Raw genomic sequence first — 17,672 nt, forward strand, 5'->3', positions numbered from 1 at the left:
AGGACAACGGTCTCGAAGTGTCCGATCACGCGGCGTTGGTCCCGGCTTCGTCACCGAAGATCTCGGCCCGGGCTCGGGCGAGTTCTTCGGCGCTGAAGGCGCCATGCTCTTCCTGGTACGCGCGTAGATCCTCGGCAAGCAGTTCATGTCGCAGTTGTCGAGCAACGGCAGCTGCGACGTACCCCGAGAGATTCTCGGTGCGTTGCCGCAGCTCCGCTACCTGCTCGGAAGGGAGCGTCACCGTAATCCGCGTTGTGTCCGACACAAGGCGAGCATACCGTGATATGCATCGAAGGCAACGTTCAGCGCGCGATCGGGCGCAGGACTATTTCCGTCGGATGTGCGTCGCGCGCGGTGTCGACGGCATTGCGTACCGCACGTGCGACGGTTTCGGCGGTGAGGAATTCCTCCGGGCGGTACTCGCGCCCTTCGCTCGCGACGATCTCGCGCTGCATGTCGGTGGCGATGCGGCCGGGATGGATGGACGTGACGCGCAGGTCGGGTTCCTCGAGGCGCAGGGCGTCGCCGAATGCGCGCAAGGCGAACTTGCTGGCCGCGTACGAGGCCCAGCCGGCGTTGGCGCGCAGACCCGCACCGGAATTGATCAGCACCACATGCCCGTTCGCGGCGCGCAGGGCGGGCAGCAGCAGGCGGGTCAGTTCCGCTACCGCGATGACGTTGGCTTCCATGGTCGTACGCCACTGCTCCACCGAGGATTCGGCGATCGTGCCGAGGTCGGCGACACCCGCGTTGTGCACCAGGACGTCCAGCCGCTCGATCGACCTTACGGCCGCCGCGACGCCCGCATAGTCGGTCAGTTCGACCGGCACGCCGACAGCGACTGGCAGCTCGGCCAGGATCGCTTCGAGCGATTCCGCGGACCGTGCCCCGAGCAGCAGCTCATGAGTGGGGGCGAGGGTGCGGGCGATGGCGGCGCCCAAACCCCGAGCCGCACCGGTGATCAACGCTGTCGGGCGGGCTGAGTCAGCAGCGGAGGCAGTGGTCATGCGGCCAACGCTAACCGGCGGTTCAGCGCGAGGGCGGGCGGTCCCGCTCGGGCCCGGATCCTGCGCGTCGCCGGCTGTGCTCGGACCGCGTCCAGGCAGGGCCGGTCGCAACAGGGCTTCGCTGGACCGGTACGGATCCCAGGCAGAGTTGGCGGGCCGCCTGTTCCAGGGCTCCTATAGACCTCCGGACGACAGGCCCGACTCTCCATTCGGATATGCAGCGAGGGCCGGGCGAGGTAGTTTCGCCCTATGACGGATCCGTCGCACAACTACGGGCGGGAAGACCCGCACCAACAGCCGTACACGCAGCCGTACACCCAGTACTCGCAGCAGCAGCAGCAGTACGCACACCAGCCGCAGCAGTACGGGCAGGAACCGCAGCGGCAGATGCCGCAGATCAATCTCGGCAGACTCTGGGCGGGTGGTCTCGGTACGGCGGTTGTCGTCGCGCTGGTCATCGTCGTTGCGATCATGCTGGTCCGCGGGATTCTGAAGATCTCGGTCCTCTCGCCCGAAGGGGCAGGCGCCTACGGCACCGTCTCCACCACTTCCTACGCGGTGGCCGGTGCCGCCGCCGCTATCGCCGCCACCGGTCTGCTGAACCTGCTGCTGGCGTTCATGCCAAGCCCCATGCAGTTCTTCTACTGGATCACCGGCCTGCTCACCGCGCTCGCGGTGCTGCTGCCGTTCACCCTGGTCGCCGACCTCGATGCGAAGATCGCCACCGCGGTGATCAACCTGATCGCCGGGCTGTGCATCATCACGCTGCTCGGCTCGATCGGAGCCAGCGCGATTCAGCGCCCGCAACAGCAGTACTGATCGGCTCCGTCGGCTCCGCGTGACATCGCGCCGGAGCCGGCGTCCGGCCGGTGACGCACCGAAACACCACGCTCACCGGCACGTAACACCCACACCCCTGACAAGCGTTTCCGCCGGTCAGGCCGCAGAATAGGGGCATGGTGCACCCCGGCTTCACTCCGACTCAGCTCGCCGCCCGCGCGGCCTATCTGCTGCGGGGCAACGACCTGGGCACCATGACCAGCGCCGCGCCCCGGCTGTATCCGCACATGTGGAGCTGGGACGCCGCCTTCGTCGCGGTCGGTCTGGCGCCGCTGAGCGTGGAACGGGCGGTGATCGAACTCGACACGCTGCTGTCGGCGCAGTGGAAGAACGGGATGATCCCGCACATCGTCTTCGCCAACGGTGTCGACGGTTATTTTCCCGGCCCGGCCAGGTGGGAGTGCCGCACGCTGGCCGCGAACGCGCCGGACGGTCCCGACACCTCCGGCATCACCCAGCCACCCGTGCACGCCATCGCGGTGCAGCGCATCCTCGATCATTCCCGCAGGCACGGCCGCAGTACGCGCGCGGTGGCCGAAGAGTTCCTGAACCGGCGCTGGCCCGATCTGGTGCGCTGGCACCGCTGGCTCGCCCACGCCCGCGACCCCAAGGAGAACGGCCGGATCACGCTCTATCACGGCTGGGAGTCCGGGATGGACAATTCGCCGCGCTGGGATCGCGCCTACGCCAACGTGGTCCCCGAGGATCTCCCCGCGTATCGGCGCGAGGACGTACTGGTCGTCGCCGACCCGAGCCAGCGGCCCACCGACCGCGAATACGACCGCTACCTGTGGCTCGTCGAGCAGATGCGGCGGGCCGGATACGACGACTACCAGCTCACCTCGACGATGAGCTTCGCCGTGGAGGACGTGTTCGTTTCGGCCATTTTCGCGATGGCGTGCGAGGTACTCGCCCAGATCGGCGAGGATTACCACCAGCCCCATGCCGATGTGCGCGATCTGTATCGCTGGGCGAAACGGTTTCGCACGGGAGTCGTCGCTTCCGCGGATGAACGTAGCGGTGCGGCGCGCGATTTCGACGTTAGATTGCAGCGCTGGATCCCCACCGAGACGCTGTCGATGTTCGCGCCGCTGCTGTGTGGCGGGCTGGAGCGTGACGCCGAACGCGCGTTACTCCGCTCCTTCGAGGGACCGCGCTTCTGTGGCCACCCCGACCTGCGCTACGCGCTACCGCCGTCGACGTCACCGGTGTCCAAGGACTTCCGGCCGCGCGAATACTGGCGCGGCCCGGTCTGGCCGGTGATGACCTGGTTGTTCTCCTGGGCCTTCGCCCGCCGCGGCTGGGCCGAACGCTCCTACATGCTGCGCGCCGAGGGCCTGCGACAAGCCAGCGACGGCAGCTTCGCCGAGTACTACGAACCCTTCACTGGCGAACCGCTCGGCAGCATGCAACAGTCGTGGACGGCCGCGTCGGTGCTGGACTGGCTCGGCTGAAAACTTGCCGGTCACGCGAGTTTTACTGTTCCGCCACCGGGCGTCGTGACGCCGCACACCCGCTACCCCGATACTCGGGTACAACGTCGACCCAGGTCGGAGGCCGATGATGAGGGCGAGGGCGCGGTTCGCCGCAGCGCAATCCGAGGTGGTCGGCCGGGCGTGCAGGGCGAATCGTCGTGGCGGTCGGCCCCATTCGTCCGGATACTGGGTGGAACGCCATGGCAGGTCGGAGGCTCGGATATGACACAGGCACAGCGGTTCGCGCCCGAGGTGATCGCAGCGGGCGAGACCTGGGGCATCTCAGGCGGCGACTTCCTGCTGGTGTACATCCCGGTCGCATTGCTCGCCATCGCGGCAGGGCTGTATTTGCAGCGCAAGTACACCTACCGGCGGGCGTCCGAGTGGGACGGCGTCTCGCTGGAGAAGCTGACGGCTCCGGAGACCGCGATGCTGTTCGGCGAGGAACGCGCGGTGACCACGGCGGTGACGCTGCTGCGCAGCCACGACATCATCGATTCGGAGGGCACGCCGACCCGGCTACCGACCGTGGCCGACCGCGCTCAACTGGATTGGTTCACCCTCGCGATCTATGACGCGATCAGCCATAAGAAAGAGACGATCGCCGATATCACCCGAGAGGCCGCCGTGCCGCTCGGACAGCTGCGCACCGCACTGGTCGAGCGCGGCTACATCACCGGTGACGTGGATCGGCGCGACGCTCGTGATGCCGGTATGCCAATCCTGATCGTCGGTGTCCTCGGGCTCGTCCGTTTCATCGCCGGGATCATCGCGGGCAATCCATCGGGATTCCTGGTGCCGTGCCTGCTCGTGCTGGCATTCACCGCATGGTGGGTGATGACCCCTGATCCGCTGACACCGCGCGGTGAGGCGGCCAAGGCACGCGCCATCTCCGACAATTCGCATCTGCGCCCGTCGAATTCGCCCGCGTACACCACCTACGGTGTCGGCGCCGCCGCGGTCGCGGTCGCGGTATTCGGTGTTGCGGCCCTGACGGTGCTCGATCCTGGTCTCGCGCAGGCGGTGCAGCCGCCGACCGGGGGTGCCGATGGCGGTGGGAGCGGCGGCGATGGTGGCGGTGACGGCGGCGGATGCGGTGGCGGTGGCTGCGGTGGCTGTGGTGGCTGCGGCGGGTGAGATCGTGAACGGTCTGCTGCCCGACGAGGCGCTCGGCATCGGCTGGCGGCCCGAGATCTGCGGGCTGATCGACCAGCTCGATGGTCTCGGTTTCTGCGAGGTGATCGCGGAATCGCTGCCCGCTGCCCGTGTGCCCCCTGAGTTGGCGGCTTTGCGCGCGCGGGGGACGGTTGTTGTCCCGCACGGTGTCACGCTGTCGCTCGGCGGCGTCGACCCGGTGGACGACAAGCGGATCGCCCGCCTCGCGGAGTCCGCGAACCGGGTGTCCGCGCCGCTAGTGAGCGAGCATGTCGCGTTCGTGCGCGCCGGCGGACTCGAAGCCGGCCACCTGTTGCCCGTGCCGCGAACGCGAACCTCGCTGGAGGTGTTGACGCGCAATATCGTCCGTACCCAGGAGGGCCTGCCGGTTCCGCTCGCGGTCGAAAACATCGCCGCGCTATTCGACTGGCCCGATGACGAATTCACCGAATCGGAATTCCTCACCGAATTGGTCGAACGCACCGGCGTGTACCTGCTGATCGATATCGCCAACGTCTACGCCAACGCCCGCAACCGCTCCCGCGACCCGATCACCGAATTACGTCGGCTCCCCACCGACCGGCTCGCCTACTGCCATGTCGCAGGCGGCACCGTATCCAGTGGCCGCTACCACGACACGCATCAGCATCCGGTGCCTACCGAAGTGCTCGCGCTGGTAGCCGAATTCACCACCACCTGTCCCGCGCCGTTGATGCTCGAACGCGATGGCAACTATCCGCCAGCGGATGAACTGCTCGACGAACTCGACGCCATCGCCAATGCGGCGGCTCGTGCGTCGATCACCGCCCGCGCCCGCGCCGCGGCCCCACCGCTGCGGGGAAGAGTGTGATTACCGTGGGCTTCAGGACTTCTCGAGGACAGCTGCCCCGTCGGTCCGGCGTTGGCGAAGCCGGTGCCGAAGCTTCGGGCCGGACCATGAATCGCGTATCGGGACAATCCGCGGACTTGGCGACGGAACAGTGCGTCCCGCAGGGTGCTTCGCTCGCCGCAGTTCATGCTCTCGGCGAGCAGCAGGCCGCACTGGTCCGCGCCTTGGTCGCGGGCGCCGCGCCCCCACCCGGTTTCGATGACGATGCCGTCCTCGCAGCGGAAACCGCTCTCCTCCGAAAACGTGCAGGGATCGTTGCCCGCCACCACCCGATGGTCGCCCACGCAGCGGGCCCTGACTTCGAGCAGCGGTTCGCATCCTGGGCGCGAGGACGACCGAAGATCTCCACCGACGCCGACATCGCCGGTTTCGCGAAGCATATGGGGATCGAGCTGCCCGATCGGAAAGACAGCATCGGATTCCGGATTCGCTCGCTCCTGCGCTCGATGTGGCGATGACGCCCCACACCACTGGCCGCCTCCTACAACCCCGCCGAGGTCGAACAAGCCGACGCCGAGGTCCAGGAATGGATCGCCTTCGACGGTGAAGTCCGCGAGGCCGGAATCTTCGTGCACGAGGCAGGCCTGCACCCCGGTCACGACGCACGGACCGTCACGGTCCGCGACGGCGAAGTCGCAGTCGACAAGGGTGTCACCGGCAATGTGGGCGCAGGGTTCTACGTGCTCGATGTCCCCGACGTGGACACCGCCATCCACTGGGCCCATCGCATCCCCACCGCCCGCTACGGCCACGTCGAAGTCCGCCAGGTCGTGGAGTTCTGACCACCAGGCGTGCGATCAGAGCGAGCGAGCGCGCATCCGCACCGCATCGAGTACCGCTCGCCCTGCCTCCACGTCACCCACAGCAACCCGGACACTTCCATCGGGATATGCCCTGGCCCCTATTCCAGCTCGGCGCAGAGCCGTCGCGACGCCTGGACCGGGCAGGTAGAGGAAGTTGGCATAGCTGTAAGGGACCTCGATGCCCATGTGGCGCAGGGCCTCGCGGAGAGATTCGCGTTCCTCGGTGATCCGGGCAACGCGGACCGCGAGTTCGGGTTCGGCGGCGTACGACGCCGAGACGGCGGTGACTGCGAATGTCGGGGTTCCGAAGGGGAGTTGCAGGTGGCGGATGCGGGTGATCAGCTCGGTGTTGCCGATGGCGTAACCGATGCGTAGGCCTGCCAGGCCGTATGCCTTGGAAAAAGTCCGCAGGATCAGCAGATTCGGGTGGCGGGCCAGCAGGGTGCTCGAGTCGATGCGGTCGTTGGCGGGGAGGAATTCGACGTACGCCTCGTCCAGGATCACCGGGACGCTCGTCGGGATCGCACGTAGGAACGAGCGCAGGTCGCGCTTGGAAACGAGGGTTCCGGTGGGGTTGTGTGGACGACACAGCACCACCAGCCGCGTTCGGCTGCTGACGGCGCGTGCCATCGCTCGGAGGTCCTGGTCGCCCGCGGCGTCGAGCGGCACACCGACGACGTCGACGCCGGTCATCCCGGCCATGATCGGGTAGCCGTCGAACGTCGGCATGCCAAGCACCATGTCCGCGCCGGGCCCGGCCAGCGTGTGGAGGATCTGCATGGCCACCCCGGTGGCTCCGGAGCCGACAACCACCTGGTCCGGGCGCACACCGAGTTGGCCGGCGACGACGCTTGGCAGCCGCGCGGGCAGGAACTCGGGATACCTGTTCGCCCGCCCCAGTTCCCGCTGGATCGCCGCACGCACCGAAGGCAAAGGCGGGAACGGATTCTCGCTCAAACTCAGATCGAACCGGACCGACGGTGCAGCGGTGTGACATCGCCGCGACGACCGGCTGCGGTCTGCCACCTGAATGCTCATCGCGCTGGGCTCCACATATTCATCGCCCCGCACCCCAGCGCACCGCAGCGGCGGCGGCGAAATCACCGGCGTGGGCGAACGCTGACATGAGGACAACAGATCCGTTGCGCAGCCGACCTGCCCGGTTCTCGACATCCAAGGTCACCGGAATCCCCGCGGCGAACAGGTTTCCACAGCTGTCGAACGTATCGGGATGACGCTCGGCCGGCAGCTCCAACGCATCATGCCAATTGCGCAGGAACAACCGATTGGGCTGATTGGTGATGAAGGTATCGATATCGCGGCCCTTCACCCCGATCCGATCGCACACCGCCAGCGCCACCTCGGGAACCAGCCGATTTCCGCGCGCGAAAACCTTGGTGATCTTCGATTCGGTGAAGCTCACGCAGCCCTGTCCCTCGCCGGGCTCCCAGTACTTGCGGTCGCCGTTGGTGGAAAAGTCCATGTCGCCGGCGAATTCGGGATAGGTGCGGCATTCGATGTCCAGAATCGGCGCGCTGTCGTCGCGCACGAGCAGACCGACACCACATCCGTCACCGGGCACGGGTGCCTGGGCGAGTTTACGGATATCAGGCTGGGTGAATACCGGGCCCGCGCAATTCTGGGTCGCGGCGATGAGCGCGGTTCTGGCGTCGGTAGTGCGCATGATGGTCTGGGCCAGCGCCATCATGTGCACGAACGCCGCGCAGCCGCCGTTGTGCAGGTCGAAGACCCAGCCGGGCTTGGCGCCGAGCCTGCGCGCCACTTCGGGGCCGCAGCCCATGACCGGATTGTCGGGCAACTGGGTATGAGTGAGGAGAATGTCGACGCTCGACAGCAAGTCGGTGCCGTGTCGTTCGATCAACGGGGCCACCGCGCGCTCGACCATATCGACAGCGGTCTCGTCGCGGGCGACGTGATGGCGCGTCTTCGGCGAACGGAACATGACATTCTTCGCCATGCGATCCGACCGGGAGAACTGGGTGAAGTACTCCGTCCCGATCGGCTCGCCGGGCAGATAGCTCGCCACATCGATCAGGCTGACCAGCGGCGGGCGTGGCGCGTCAGGGTCTGTCATCAACTCATCCATTCCGGCTTGATCGGCAGCCCGTGCGCGGCACGGTATTCACAGATCGCCTTGAGATTGTCCATTTCCAATTGATGTCCGGCGGAGAACATTTCCCAGAAATCGCCGACCCAGACCGGCCGCTTCGGTGGCGCCGTATCCGGGTAGCCGTTCTCGTCGTAGAAGGGATGGCGGCAATTCACCCACAGCACAACAGACCCCGGCTTGTCCAACACCACCTGTGCATCCACCACGCGCATCAGGTAGACCATCCACAGGTGAAATCCCTGGTCCCAGGCGCAGTGGTAGTCGACGGTCATGGCCTCGGGATTCGCGACCGTGCGGGTGTAGATCTTGGTCGTGTCGCCGAGCCGGTCATGCGCCAACCACAGGCCCGGCTCATCGGTTTCGGCGAATCCGCGCAGGCTGTAGGTCCATTCCTCCAGTGACCTCGTGTCGGCCAGGTATTCGTACACCTCTCGTGGCGGTGCGGCGATATAGGCCTGAACCGGGCAGAAATCGCCGTAGATCTGATCGTGCGGATACACCGACCGGAGCATGTCCATGATGATCGGGGTGGTGGCCTCCTTATCGGAATTCTCGATGCGGAGCAGACCCGGGATCACCTGGTCCGTAACGTCACTGAGGGCGGGCAGGGCGCTTGTTGTCACGGTGTACTCCTGAGAAATGGCAAGAACGGTGGGATTTCGTCCGGGTCACAGTCGATCGAGAGGAACGACGGGCCCGAACCGCCGAGGCATTCGGTGAGTGCCCCGGGGAGCTCGGCCAAGGTGTGGACAGAACAGACGCGCAGCTGGGGAAACATGGCCGCGACGCCGTCACCCAGCCGGGCGGGCTGGAATCTGTTGAAGCTGTACCGATCCCGATACAGCAGTTGTTCGCGCGTCACGCACATGGCGTGCGCGTTGTTGTTGAACACGATGAAGGTGATGGGCTGTGTGTGCTCGACCGCGGTGTGCAGTTCCATGCCGTGCATGAAGAACGAGCCGTCGCCCGCGATCACCACGGTGCGGTGGCCGTCCGGTGCGCGGGCGAAGGCCGAACCGATACCGGCGCCGAACGCATACCCCATCCCGCCCATACCGAGAGCGACCACGAAACGCCCGTCGCGCGGCACCCGCAACTGATGCACCACGGCCGCACCGGTATTGCCCGCGTCGACGAACACGTCGGCGCCGTCGGGCAGTGCTGCCTGGATCGCGGCCACGATATGCCGGTAGCGCAGTCCGGGACCATGCGATTCGGGTACCGGCATCGGCGACAAGGTGCGGGCGGGGGCGGTGCGGGTGACGCGAGTCGTGCGCACCGCGGTGGCGACCGACGACGTCGGATCCGGCGCCGGGGCCGGGGCGATGACAGACTCGGCGAGGTCGGTATCGGCGTGCCCGTCGTGTCCGCCGCGCAGCCGCTGCAGGATGGTGCGCAATGCGAAGGCGACATCGGTGCAGGTGGCGTGGACCGCGGGCAGATGCGGCATGGCGAGCCCGATGCTGGCGATGGTGGTCCGCGCCAGCAAATCGTCGAGTCCGGTGCGTGCGGTGACCGGCATCGGGGTGCCGACCAGCAGGCACAGCGTGGCGGCTTCCAGAGCATCGGTGAGTTCGCGGTGACCCATGGTGCCCGCGACACCGCAGAACGCCGGTTCGGAGTTGTCGTAGGTGTCCTTGGCGTCGGGCGCGACGCCGACCAGCGCGCCCAGCTCCGCGACCAGTTCCGCGAGCGCGGTGCGCGCATCGTCTCGAGCCACCTGGTCGCCGGCGATGACCACCACCGTCCCGAGATTGTGGGCGGTTTCCAGCGCCGTCATCACGCGCTCGAGTTCGTCGTCGTCGAGCCAGGTGGCACGCGGATCGGGACGGAACGCCGCGATACCACCCATCTCGGCCTGCTGGACATCCTTGGGGATGAGCAGCACCGACGGCCCGCCGCGGCGAGCCGCACGCAGTGCCCGCGCCAGCCGTTCCGGCAGTTCGGCCGGGGTGGCGACCCGGGCGCAGTAGCGGCTGATCGTGCTGAACAGCCGGACCGCGTCGATCGCGCCGGCTTGGCCACTCGAATCCTGGAATGCGCCGTGCCCCTCCAGTGCGGTCGGTGGTTGTCCGATCAGGGCCAGCACCGGAACCCGTGACGCATACGATTCAGCCAGTCCGGCAACGAGATTCATTGCGCCTCCGCCGGAGGTCGCGGCGACGACGCCGAGCCCGCTTGTGGAGCGGGCGTACCCGTCGGCCATGGTCGCGGCGGAGAATTCATGTTTGGCCACCACACCCGTGACCGCGCCGCCCGCGTCGAAGATGGCGTCGTAGAGATCCTCGATATTGGCGCCGTCGACGCCGAAGATATGTCGCACGCCGAGGTCCGGCATGGTGCGCACCAGATAGTCCACAACTCTGTCGGGCATCGAACCTCCTTGCCGCGCCGAGTCGGCAGCGCCGTGCACCGCCCATGAGGAGATACGGGGCCGGTCGCGTCACGGTTCAGCCTGATCGAGGGCACTTTTCGCGGAGCACTTGCGTGTACGTATACATCTACGTATAGTCACTGTCATGCCCAACAAGACGATCTACGTTGCCGACGACGACCTAGCCCTGTTCCAGCGGGCGCAGGAGCTCGTCGGCGGCAATCTGTCGGGGGCCGTTGTCACCGCATTGCGCCGGTTCATCGAGCTGGAGGAGGGCAGGCAGGAGGGGTTCGAGGACATCGTGCTCCGGGTCGGCCACAACGGTGCCCGGCAGGTGCGGTTCGAGGGTGCGTTGCTCGGGGAGTGGCGCGATGTCAACGACACCCGCACCGAACACGTTCGGGTTTTCCGCAGCCGCAAGGGCAAGTTCGTCCTGCATGCCCAGTACTCCAACTGGGACGAAGTGCCGGACATAGCCATGAACGGCTGGAAAGACTGGAAGAGCTGGCGGCGCATGCTCGGCGTCGGCGATCAGGATTGGGGTGATTTCATCCTGGAAATCGTTGATTCCCTCGCCGAACTGAAAGGCAAGATGCCGGACAAGCTCTATGAGCGGGTCGCCGATATCGCGGACCGCCCGCCGATCGAAGAGCTGGACATCTGAGGCGCAGGTCGTCTCCACTGCGGTCTCGCCTGCCGATTGCTCGGCCATCGGCGTGACGGCGTGCTCGGCGATCCGCCGACCGCCTAACTGAACATCCACATCCGAGAACGCCGCCCCCTCGGGGAGCGGTGCGGAGTATTCATGCTGTCATTCGCATTATTTTATGAGAAATTCGTGGAAGGAAAGGCCATGTCCACAGGTGGACGCGCATCGGCAATCTGGGCCTCGGGACTCCGAAAGGCCTACGGCGACAAGGTGGTACTCGATGCCATCGATCTGAACGTGCCCGAAGGCACGATCTTCTCCCTGCTCGGCCCCAACGGTGCGGGCAAAACGACCACTGTGCAGATCCTCACCACCTTGATCAGCGCCGACGGCGGCGAGATCCAGGTCGGCGGATACGATCTCGCCACCGACCGAGACGCGGTGCGCACCGCGATCGGCGTGACCGGCCAGTTCTCGGCCGTCGACGAGCTGCTCACCGGCCGGGAAAACCTGGTGCTGATGGCGGATCTGAACCATCTGCCCCGGCGGGCCGGCCGAAACCTGGCGGCGGAACTGCTCGAGCGCTTCGACCTCGTCGAGGCCGCCGACAAGCCCGCGTCCACCTACTCCGGCGGCATGACCAGGCGGCTCGACCTGGCGATGACGCTGGTCGGCGACCCGCGCATCATCTTCCTCGACGAACCGACCACCGGGCTCGACCCCCGCAGTAGGCGGTCGATCTGGGAGATCATCCGAGAACTGGTCGACGACTACAGCGTCACCGTCTTCCTCACCACCCAGTACCTGGAGGAGGCCGATCAGCTCGCCGACCGCATCGCCGTCCTCGACCATGGCCGCATCGTCGCTGAAGGCACCGCATCGGAGCTGAAGCGGCTCGTTCCCGGTGGGCACATCCGGTTGCAGTTCGCCGATCGCGCCGATCTGGACGCGGCGACCACGGCCTTCGGTTCGGCGGCCCGCCCGGTCGACGACGAGCTCACCCTCGCCGTTCCCAGTGACGGCGGAATCGGTTCGGTGCGATCGGTGCTCGACCGTCTCGACGAATTCCACATCCCCGCTGAAGGACTGTCGGTCCACACCCCCAACCTCGACGACGTCTTTCTCACCCTGACCGGATCCCCCGTCGCAGACAAGGAGCCCGTGCGATGACCACCGCAACCTGGCAGGCCGAGCCCAGTAGATTCACCGGCACCATGACGGACTCGCTGACCATGCTGCGCCGCAACTTGCTGCACGTCAGGCGCTATCCGAGTATGGCTTTCAGCATTCTGATCATGCCGATCGTGCTCATGATGATCTTCAATTACGTCTTCGGTGGAGCCCTGGAAGCCGGCCTCGAACCGGGCGCGAAATACATCGACTACCTGGCACCGGGCATGTTGCTGCTGCTCCCGGCCTACCTGACCGTCTCGGTGGCGGTATCCCTTGCCACCGATGCGACCAAGGGCATCGTCAACCGGTTCCGGGTGATGTCGATCGCTCAATCGGCCATGCTGACCGGGCACGTCGTCGGCACGCTGATCCAGGGCGCGTTCGCACTCGTTGGCATGCTCGGGGTGGCCATGCTGATGGGCTTCCGCCCCGATGCGACCCCGATCGAGTGGGTGGCGGTGATCGGACTGCTGCTGCTCGTTGTGTTCGCCTTCACCTGGCTGGCCGTTGCGTTCGGGCTCGTTGCGCCGAATCCGGAGAGCGCGAGCAATATGCCCTTCCCGATCGTGATGCTGCCCTTCCTCGGTAGCGGCCTCGTCCCCACCGACACCATGCCGACCGTGCTGCGCTGGTTCGCCGAATACCAGCCGTTCACGCCGATCACCGAAACCGTTCGCGGACTGTTGATGGGTACCGAGATCGGCGCCAATGGGATCATCGCGCTCGGCTGGTGTGTCGGCATCGCGGCCACCGGCTACCTGTGGTCGATGACATTGTTCAAGCGGCAATCCCGCTGAACACGGCCCCCTCGATCCCCCGTCCCCGGCGGGGGATCGTCGGCGTGTTCAGGGGCTTTCGGCACGGGCTGCGTGGTGCCCTGTCCGCCTTGCCGACCTCAGTTGCGCTCGAGCTCGATCGGGTGGGTGGCCAGCAGCGACAATGGCAGCGGCTGCCTGCGCAACACATGCGCCCACAGGTCGGTGCGGCGCGTGGTGATGGGATCACTCGGCAGGGCCGAGAGCACGATCCAGTCGTCCTGCTCGAGTTCGCCCTCCAGCTGGCCGAAGGTCCAGCCCGCGTAACCGGCGAAGACGCGGATCCCCTCCACCAGCGGGGCGACCACCGCTGGGTCGCTGTCGAGGTCGATCAACACCATCCGGCCGTCGATGCGGCGCAGGCCCGCGACACCATCGATGGAAGCACCGACCCGTAGCGTGCCGAGGCACAGCGCGGCATCGCGTTTGACCGGGCCGCCGACGAACAGGGTGCGCGGCGCCGCGGCGACCTCGGCCCACTGCGGCAGCACATCGTGGACGGCGGTATCGCTCGGCCGGTTGATGACCACGCCAAGACTGCCCGCATCGTTGTGCTCGATGATGTAGATGACGGTGCGGCGGAAGGTCGGCTCCACGAGTTCGGTCGAGGACACCAGCAGGGTGCCCGCGCGGACTATCTGTTCGCCGCGGTGGGAACTGCGCCGGCCCTGTTCATCGCCACCGCCGCGACCGCCGCGAGTTTGCCGATCATCCGGGTCTTCTGCGCGTGCCACTCCGTCATCATCGCAGTTATCGCGCCGTCGCGCCGCTTGTCTTCGCGTTCCGTGTCGCGGGGAACCCCCGACGCGAGCGTGACAAGATCAACATGCCAGTCGACCGGGTGGGGCCGCGTCGTAGAGTCGGCGACATGCAACCGCCCGAGGTCGTCCTCGACAACAGTGACGCCGTGTACGACTACTACCGCGCACACCAGCAGCGGCGGTTCCAAGCGCGCGCGGCATACGCGCTGCTCGGGCGGCGTTTCCGGCCGCGCATCAGCTACGCCACAGGTGCACGGGCGCGGATCACGGAATTGGTCCGCTCCCGCAAACCACTGCTCATCGCGATCAACCATCTCTCCCAGCTCGACCCGTACACCGTGGCCGCGGCAGCCTGGCGTAGCGAACTCCGCCCGATCATCGGCAAGGTGCGCGTGCTCGCCAAAGACGAGCTGTTCCTCGAACGCGATCAGCGCCGCAAGATCGACATGATGGGCGGCATCCCCGTCTTCCGCGGCCGCGACCACGGCCTGCGCGCGGTGAACGCGGCCGGCCAGCGCATGATGGACATCTGCGCCGAACGCCTCCACGACGGTGACGGCATCGCGGTGTTCCCCGAAGGCACCTGCAACGACGTCGATCCGACCCAGGTGCAGCCGATCGGCAGCGGCATCGGCCACATCGCTTTCCGCACCATGAAGCTCGGCACCGAACCCGCACTGCTCAACATCGGCCTCAGTTACGGGCCGCGCGCCGATCCGGCGATCGAGCCGACCAAGGACGAAGCCAAGTCGGCAAGCTTCTACTTCAGCGTGCCGATCACCGAACTGCCTGCCCGTCCCGCGGAGATCGCGCGGTTGGTGCGCAGCGATCTGCAGCTGGCTTTGGACGGAGCCGTCGCGGCGTACTGAACGCGGCTCAGTCGAGGTGGTCCGCCTTGTCGCGTAGGTAGCGCTGTTCGACCTCATTGCTCGTCATATCAGCGGCCTGCCGGAAGAGCACGGCCGCGGCAGTGGTTTCGCCGGCCTGCAACAACAGATGGGCGCGGACTGCCCGCTCCCGTTGCTGGGTCAACGGATTCCGGTCGAGACGGTGGCGCCGATCGAGGTCGTCGAGCAGGGCAAGGCCGCGTGCGGGCCCATATGCTCTCGCCACCGCCACCACCCGGCCGAGCTGGACCGGCGCCGTGGGTGTGAGGTGTTCCAACCACAGGTAGAGCATGGCGATCTGGGGCCAGTCGGTCTGCTCCGGCGCGATCGCCGCGGCATGCACCGCGGCGAGCGCGGCCTGGATTTGGTACGGGCCCGCCTGTCCCTGGTTCCAGACGCTGTCGATGAGTGTGGTGCCTTCGTCGATCAGTGCGCGACTCCACCGTGAGCGGTCCTGCTCCTCCATCGGGATCAGTTCGCCGGTATCGGTGCGGGCACTGCGACGAGAGTCGGTGAGCAGCATCAATGCGAGCAGGCCGACGATTTCGGCGTCCTCGGGGAGCGTGGCACGGAGCATGCGGGTCAGCCGGATGGCTTCACGGGTCAGGTCGACACGGGCGAGTTCCGCGCCTGCTGTGGCGGTGTAGCCCTCGTTGAAGATCAAGTAGAGCACCCGCATGACCGAGGCCATGCGGGCGTCGCGGTCGGCATCGGCGGGCGGGGTGAAGCGCGCACCCGCTGTGGCCAATCGCTGTTTGGCGCGGCTGATCCGCGTGCCCATGGTGGCCTCGGTCGTGCCGTAGGCGTGGGCGATCTCGGCCGTGGTGAGACCGCCGACCGCACGTAGGGTGAGCGCCACCTGGGAGGCGGGGCCGAGTGCGGGGTGACAGCACAACAGCAGCAGGGTGAGACTGTCGTCGGCGTCGGTGATTCGCGCGGCTCGCGCCGGTTCGGCCATTGCCAACTGGGCGACTCCGGCTTCCAGCTCGCGGCGGTGACGGGCCTGGTCGGAGCGCAGCAGGTCGACCATCCGCCGATAGGCGATCCGGATGAGCCAGCTGCGCGGGTTGTCGGGAATTCCGTCGTCAGGCCACTGCTGGGCGGCGGCCAGCAGTGACTCCTGGACCGCGTCCTCGGCGATATCGAACCGTCCGAAACGACGGACCAGCGCACCGAGGACCTGCGGCGCCTCGGCGCGCAGCAGGTCCTCGATCGCGGATGTCATGCGGTGAAGTCCTCGCCCATGATCGGCCGGATCTCGATCGGTTCGCCGAGTGCTTCGACGATGCCGGTGGTGATCTCCACGGCGCGTTCGTGACTGGACACGTCGATCACGGCGAAGCTGGCCAGAACCTCCTTCAGTTCGGCGAATGGGCCGTCGGTCGCGACCACACCATCGGAGGTGGCACGGATGGTTGTGCTGGTCGCCGGGTGACCGAGACCTTCGGTGGTGACCAGCTCACCGGCGGCGATCAGCTCCTGTTCCAGCCGCTGGTAGGTGGCGAACGCGGCCAGCGCCTCCTCCGAAGGGGTATCTGCGGTGGCGGCGTTCCATGCGGCGGCCGGGGTGTAGCCGAGCAGCAGGTATTTCACGTGAAGTCCTCCTACGTCGATGTCGATGATCACGTTAGGCACATGCCCTCGCTGCCACCTCGGAGCCGCTCGACGCTTTTCGACTACTCGGCATTGTGATTCAGATCACATCTATTGGGTGTCGAGGTCGGTGGCGCCGTTCCGAGGTAGCAGCAAACACCCCCACATAGGAGGAAGAAATGAACGACTTGCAGCAGCAGCCCAGCCCCGAGGTCAAGAGTTTGGATCGCCTGGTCGGAACCTGGAAAGTCACCGGCGGCGCGGAAGGCACCGTGCGGTACGAATGGATGCCCGGCCGGTTCTTCCTGCTTCAGCACATCGACCTCACCCAGTTCGGTGAGCCGGTCACTGGGATGGAAGTCATCGGCAAACTGCGCCCTTTCGGGGAGCCCACCGGCGAGGACGTGTACTCGCGGTATTACGACTCGCTCGGCAACACCTTCGATTACGTCTACGGACTCGACGGTGACACGCTGACCATCTGGGGCGGCGCCAAGGGCAGCCCGGCCTACTACAAGGGCACCTTCGACGCCGAAGGCACGACCGTCACAGGCGAATGGGTCTACCCGGGCGGCGGCGGTTACGCGTCGACGATGACCCGCATCTGACGCCTCGTGTGAAACCTACTGCGGCAGACCGAGCCTGCCGCGTGCCCAGTGCGGGACCATCGGCAGGTACTCGGGGCGGGTTTCGACGAAATGCCGCACCATCGGGCACATGGGGAGGGCGCCGAGGTGGTCGGAGCGGGTCTGGTTCAGGGCGGTCTCGACCAGAACGCGGCCATAGCCCTGGCCCTCGTACTGGGAGTAGATCTCGGTGTGCACGAATGCGCGTTCGGCACCGGTGTCCTGGTACTCCGCGTACCCGGCGATCGCGCCGTCGACGTAGATCTCGAAGCGTTCCAGTGCGGTGTTGTTACGGACCTCTGTCGACATGGCTCGAAGCTACTCCACGCGGGCGTCCGGGACACATCGCAACGTGTGGTCGACGAGGATCCGCCGTCTGTCGGGCGTGCCGGGATCGGAACAACCGCGGCAGGAAGCGATGTGGCTGCGGGATCGGGTGCCCGCCGGTGGCGTGATCGGTGGGCAACCCCAGCCGGGGGTGCGCAGGCAGGGTC

21 protein-coding genes are annotated in these 17,672 nt (G+C 66.7%); 11 read left to right on the top strand and 10 right to left on the bottom strand.

The window, feature by feature from the left end:
- Positions 1–25: 25 nt before the first annotated feature.
- Both GV792_RS05940 and GV792_RS05945 read right to left on the bottom strand, forming a co-directional pair.
- Complete coding sequence (locus GV792_RS05940) at positions 26–265, bottom strand: type II toxin-antitoxin system CcdA family antitoxin (protein ID WP_163822595.1); 240 nt, start codon at positions 263–265, stop codon at positions 26–28.
- Positions 266–302: 37 nt separating this feature from the next.
- A complete protein-coding gene (locus GV792_RS05945) occupies positions 303–1,007 on the bottom strand; it encodes an SDR family oxidoreductase (protein ID WP_163822596.1) in 705 nt (234 codons plus the stop codon).
- Between the two features lie 249 nt (positions 1,008–1,256).
- Here GV792_RS05945 and GV792_RS05950 point away from each other — a divergent pair, with 249 nt between their 5' ends.
- The 6 genes from GV792_RS05950 to GV792_RS05975 all read left to right on the top strand — a co-directional run bounded on the left by GV792_RS05950 (position 1,257) and on the right by GV792_RS05975 (position 6,148).
- On the top strand, positions 1,257–1,826 hold the full coding sequence (locus tag GV792_RS05950) for a DUF6069 family protein (RefSeq protein ID WP_163822597.1): 570 nt from the start codon (positions 1,257–1,259) through the stop codon (positions 1,824–1,826).
- Positions 1,827–1,963: 137 nt separating this feature from the next.
- Positions 1,964–3,301, top strand: a complete 1,338-nt coding sequence (ggh, locus tag GV792_RS05955; RefSeq protein ID WP_163822598.1) for a glucosylglycerate hydrolase — start codon at positions 1,964–1,966, stop codon at positions 3,299–3,301.
- 243 nt (positions 3,302–3,544) lie between these two features.
- Positions 3,545–4,459, top strand: coding sequence for a TIGR04222 domain-containing membrane protein (locus tag GV792_RS05960; protein ID WP_163822599.1), 915 nt, complete (start codon positions 3,545–3,547; stop codon positions 4,457–4,459).
- Between the two features lie 16 nt (positions 4,460–4,475).
- Positions 4,476–5,327: a DUF692 domain-containing protein gene (locus GV792_RS05965; protein WP_375154452.1), complete on the top strand. Its 852-nt coding sequence runs from the start codon at positions 4,476–4,478 to the stop codon at positions 5,325–5,327.
- Between the two features lie 116 nt (positions 5,328–5,443).
- The gene (locus GV792_RS05970; protein WP_163822250.1) at positions 5,444–5,824 is read left to right on the top strand and encodes a hypothetical protein; all 381 of its coding nucleotides are present in this window, start codon (positions 5,444–5,446) and stop codon (positions 5,822–5,824) included.
- Positions 5,825–5,836: 12 nt separating this feature from the next.
- On the top strand, positions 5,837–6,148 hold the full coding sequence (locus tag GV792_RS05975; protein WP_163822721.1) for a YciI family protein: 312 nt from the start codon (positions 5,837–5,839) through the stop codon (positions 6,146–6,148).
- A 15-nt stretch (positions 6,149–6,163) separates the two neighbouring features.
- Here the strand turns inward: GV792_RS05975 and GV792_RS05980 are convergent, their stop codons facing one another.
- The 4 genes from GV792_RS05980 to GV792_RS05995 are packed head-to-tail and all read right to left on the bottom strand — an operon-like array spanning position 6,164 to position 10,674.
- On the bottom strand, positions 6,164–7,207 hold the full coding sequence (locus GV792_RS05980) for a pyridoxal phosphate-dependent aminotransferase (RefSeq protein ID WP_163822600.1): 1,044 nt from the start codon (positions 7,205–7,207) through the stop codon (positions 6,164–6,166).
- 19 nt (positions 7,208–7,226) lie between these two features.
- Positions 7,227–8,264 (bottom strand): 3-oxoacyl-ACP synthase III family protein, encoded by a 1,038-nt coding sequence (locus GV792_RS05985; RefSeq protein WP_163822601.1) that lies wholly within the window; start codon positions 8,262–8,264, stop codon positions 7,227–7,229.
- Complete coding sequence (locus GV792_RS05990; RefSeq protein WP_163822602.1) at positions 8,264–8,923, bottom strand: SRPBCC family protein; 660 nt, start codon at positions 8,921–8,923, stop codon at positions 8,264–8,266. Before GV792_RS05990 ends, GV792_RS05985 begins: the two co-directional genes overlap by 1 nt.
- Positions 8,920–10,674 carry a thiamine pyrophosphate-binding protein gene (locus GV792_RS05995; protein WP_163822603.1) on the bottom strand — a complete coding sequence of 585 codons (1,755 nt, stop codon included), beginning with the start codon at positions 10,672–10,674 and terminating at the stop codon, positions 8,920–8,922. Before GV792_RS05995 ends, GV792_RS05990 begins: the two co-directional genes overlap by 4 nt.
- Before the next feature lie 145 nt (positions 10,675–10,819).
- On the opposite strand from GV792_RS05995, the gene GV792_RS06000 reads away from it, so the two are divergent.
- The 3 genes from GV792_RS06000 to GV792_RS06010 all read left to right on the top strand — a co-directional run bounded on the left by GV792_RS06000 (position 10,820) and on the right by GV792_RS06010 (position 13,293).
- Positions 10,820–11,338 (top strand): EXLDI protein, encoded by a 519-nt coding sequence (locus tag GV792_RS06000; protein ID WP_163822604.1) that lies wholly within the window; start codon positions 10,820–10,822, stop codon positions 11,336–11,338.
- A gap of 189 nt (positions 11,339–11,527) precedes the next feature.
- A complete protein-coding gene (locus GV792_RS06005; RefSeq protein WP_163822605.1) occupies positions 11,528–12,493 on the top strand; it encodes an ATP-binding cassette domain-containing protein in 966 nt (321 codons plus the stop codon).
- Positions 12,490–13,293 carry an ABC transporter permease gene (locus GV792_RS06010; protein WP_163822606.1) on the top strand — a complete coding sequence of 268 codons (804 nt, stop codon included), beginning with the start codon at positions 12,490–12,492 and terminating at the stop codon, positions 13,291–13,293. The genes GV792_RS06005 and GV792_RS06010 overlap by 4 nt, the downstream gene beginning before the upstream one ends.
- A 98-nt stretch (positions 13,294–13,391) precedes the next feature.
- Here the strand turns inward: GV792_RS06010 and GV792_RS06015 are convergent, their stop codons facing one another.
- Complete coding sequence (locus GV792_RS06015) at positions 13,392–14,045, bottom strand: YqgE/AlgH family protein (protein ID WP_163822607.1); 654 nt, start codon at positions 14,043–14,045, stop codon at positions 13,392–13,394.
- 134 nt (positions 14,046–14,179) lie between these two features.
- Between GV792_RS06015 and GV792_RS06020 the strand changes: the two genes are divergently transcribed.
- On the top strand, positions 14,180–14,941 hold the full coding sequence (locus GV792_RS06020) for a lysophospholipid acyltransferase family protein (RefSeq protein WP_163822608.1): 762 nt from the start codon (positions 14,180–14,182) through the stop codon (positions 14,939–14,941).
- A gap of 7 nt (positions 14,942–14,948) precedes the next feature.
- Here the strand turns inward: GV792_RS06020 and GV792_RS06025 are convergent, their stop codons facing one another.
- Together GV792_RS06025 and GV792_RS06030 are read right to left on the bottom strand one after the other, a co-directional pair.
- Positions 14,949–16,184, bottom strand: a complete 1,236-nt coding sequence (locus tag GV792_RS06025) for an RNA polymerase sigma factor (protein WP_163822609.1) — start codon at positions 16,182–16,184, stop codon at positions 14,949–14,951.
- Entirely contained in the window at positions 16,181–16,552 is a 372-nt protein-coding gene (locus tag GV792_RS06030; RefSeq protein WP_163822610.1) for a YciI family protein, read from the bottom strand. The genes GV792_RS06025 and GV792_RS06030 overlap by 4 nt, the downstream gene beginning before the upstream one ends.
- A gap of 179 nt (positions 16,553–16,731) precedes the next feature.
- Here GV792_RS06030 and GV792_RS06035 point away from each other — a divergent pair, with 179 nt between their 5' ends.
- A complete protein-coding gene (locus tag GV792_RS06035) occupies positions 16,732–17,160 on the top strand; it encodes a hypothetical protein (protein ID WP_163822611.1) in 429 nt (142 codons plus the stop codon).
- A 15-nt stretch (positions 17,161–17,175) separates the two neighbouring features.
- Here GV792_RS06035 and GV792_RS06040 read toward each other — a convergent pair whose 3' ends face one another.
- The gene (locus tag GV792_RS06040; RefSeq protein WP_163822612.1) at positions 17,176–17,487 is read right to left on the bottom strand and encodes a GNAT family N-acetyltransferase; all 312 of its coding nucleotides are present in this window, start codon (positions 17,485–17,487) and stop codon (positions 17,176–17,178) included.
- Positions 17,488–17,672: the final 185 nt, after the last annotated feature.

Source organism: Nocardia cyriacigeorgica, assembly GCF_010868145.1.
Taxonomy (GTDB): domain Bacteria; phylum Actinomycetota; class Actinomycetes; order Mycobacteriales; family Mycobacteriaceae; genus Nocardia; species Nocardia cyriacigeorgica_D.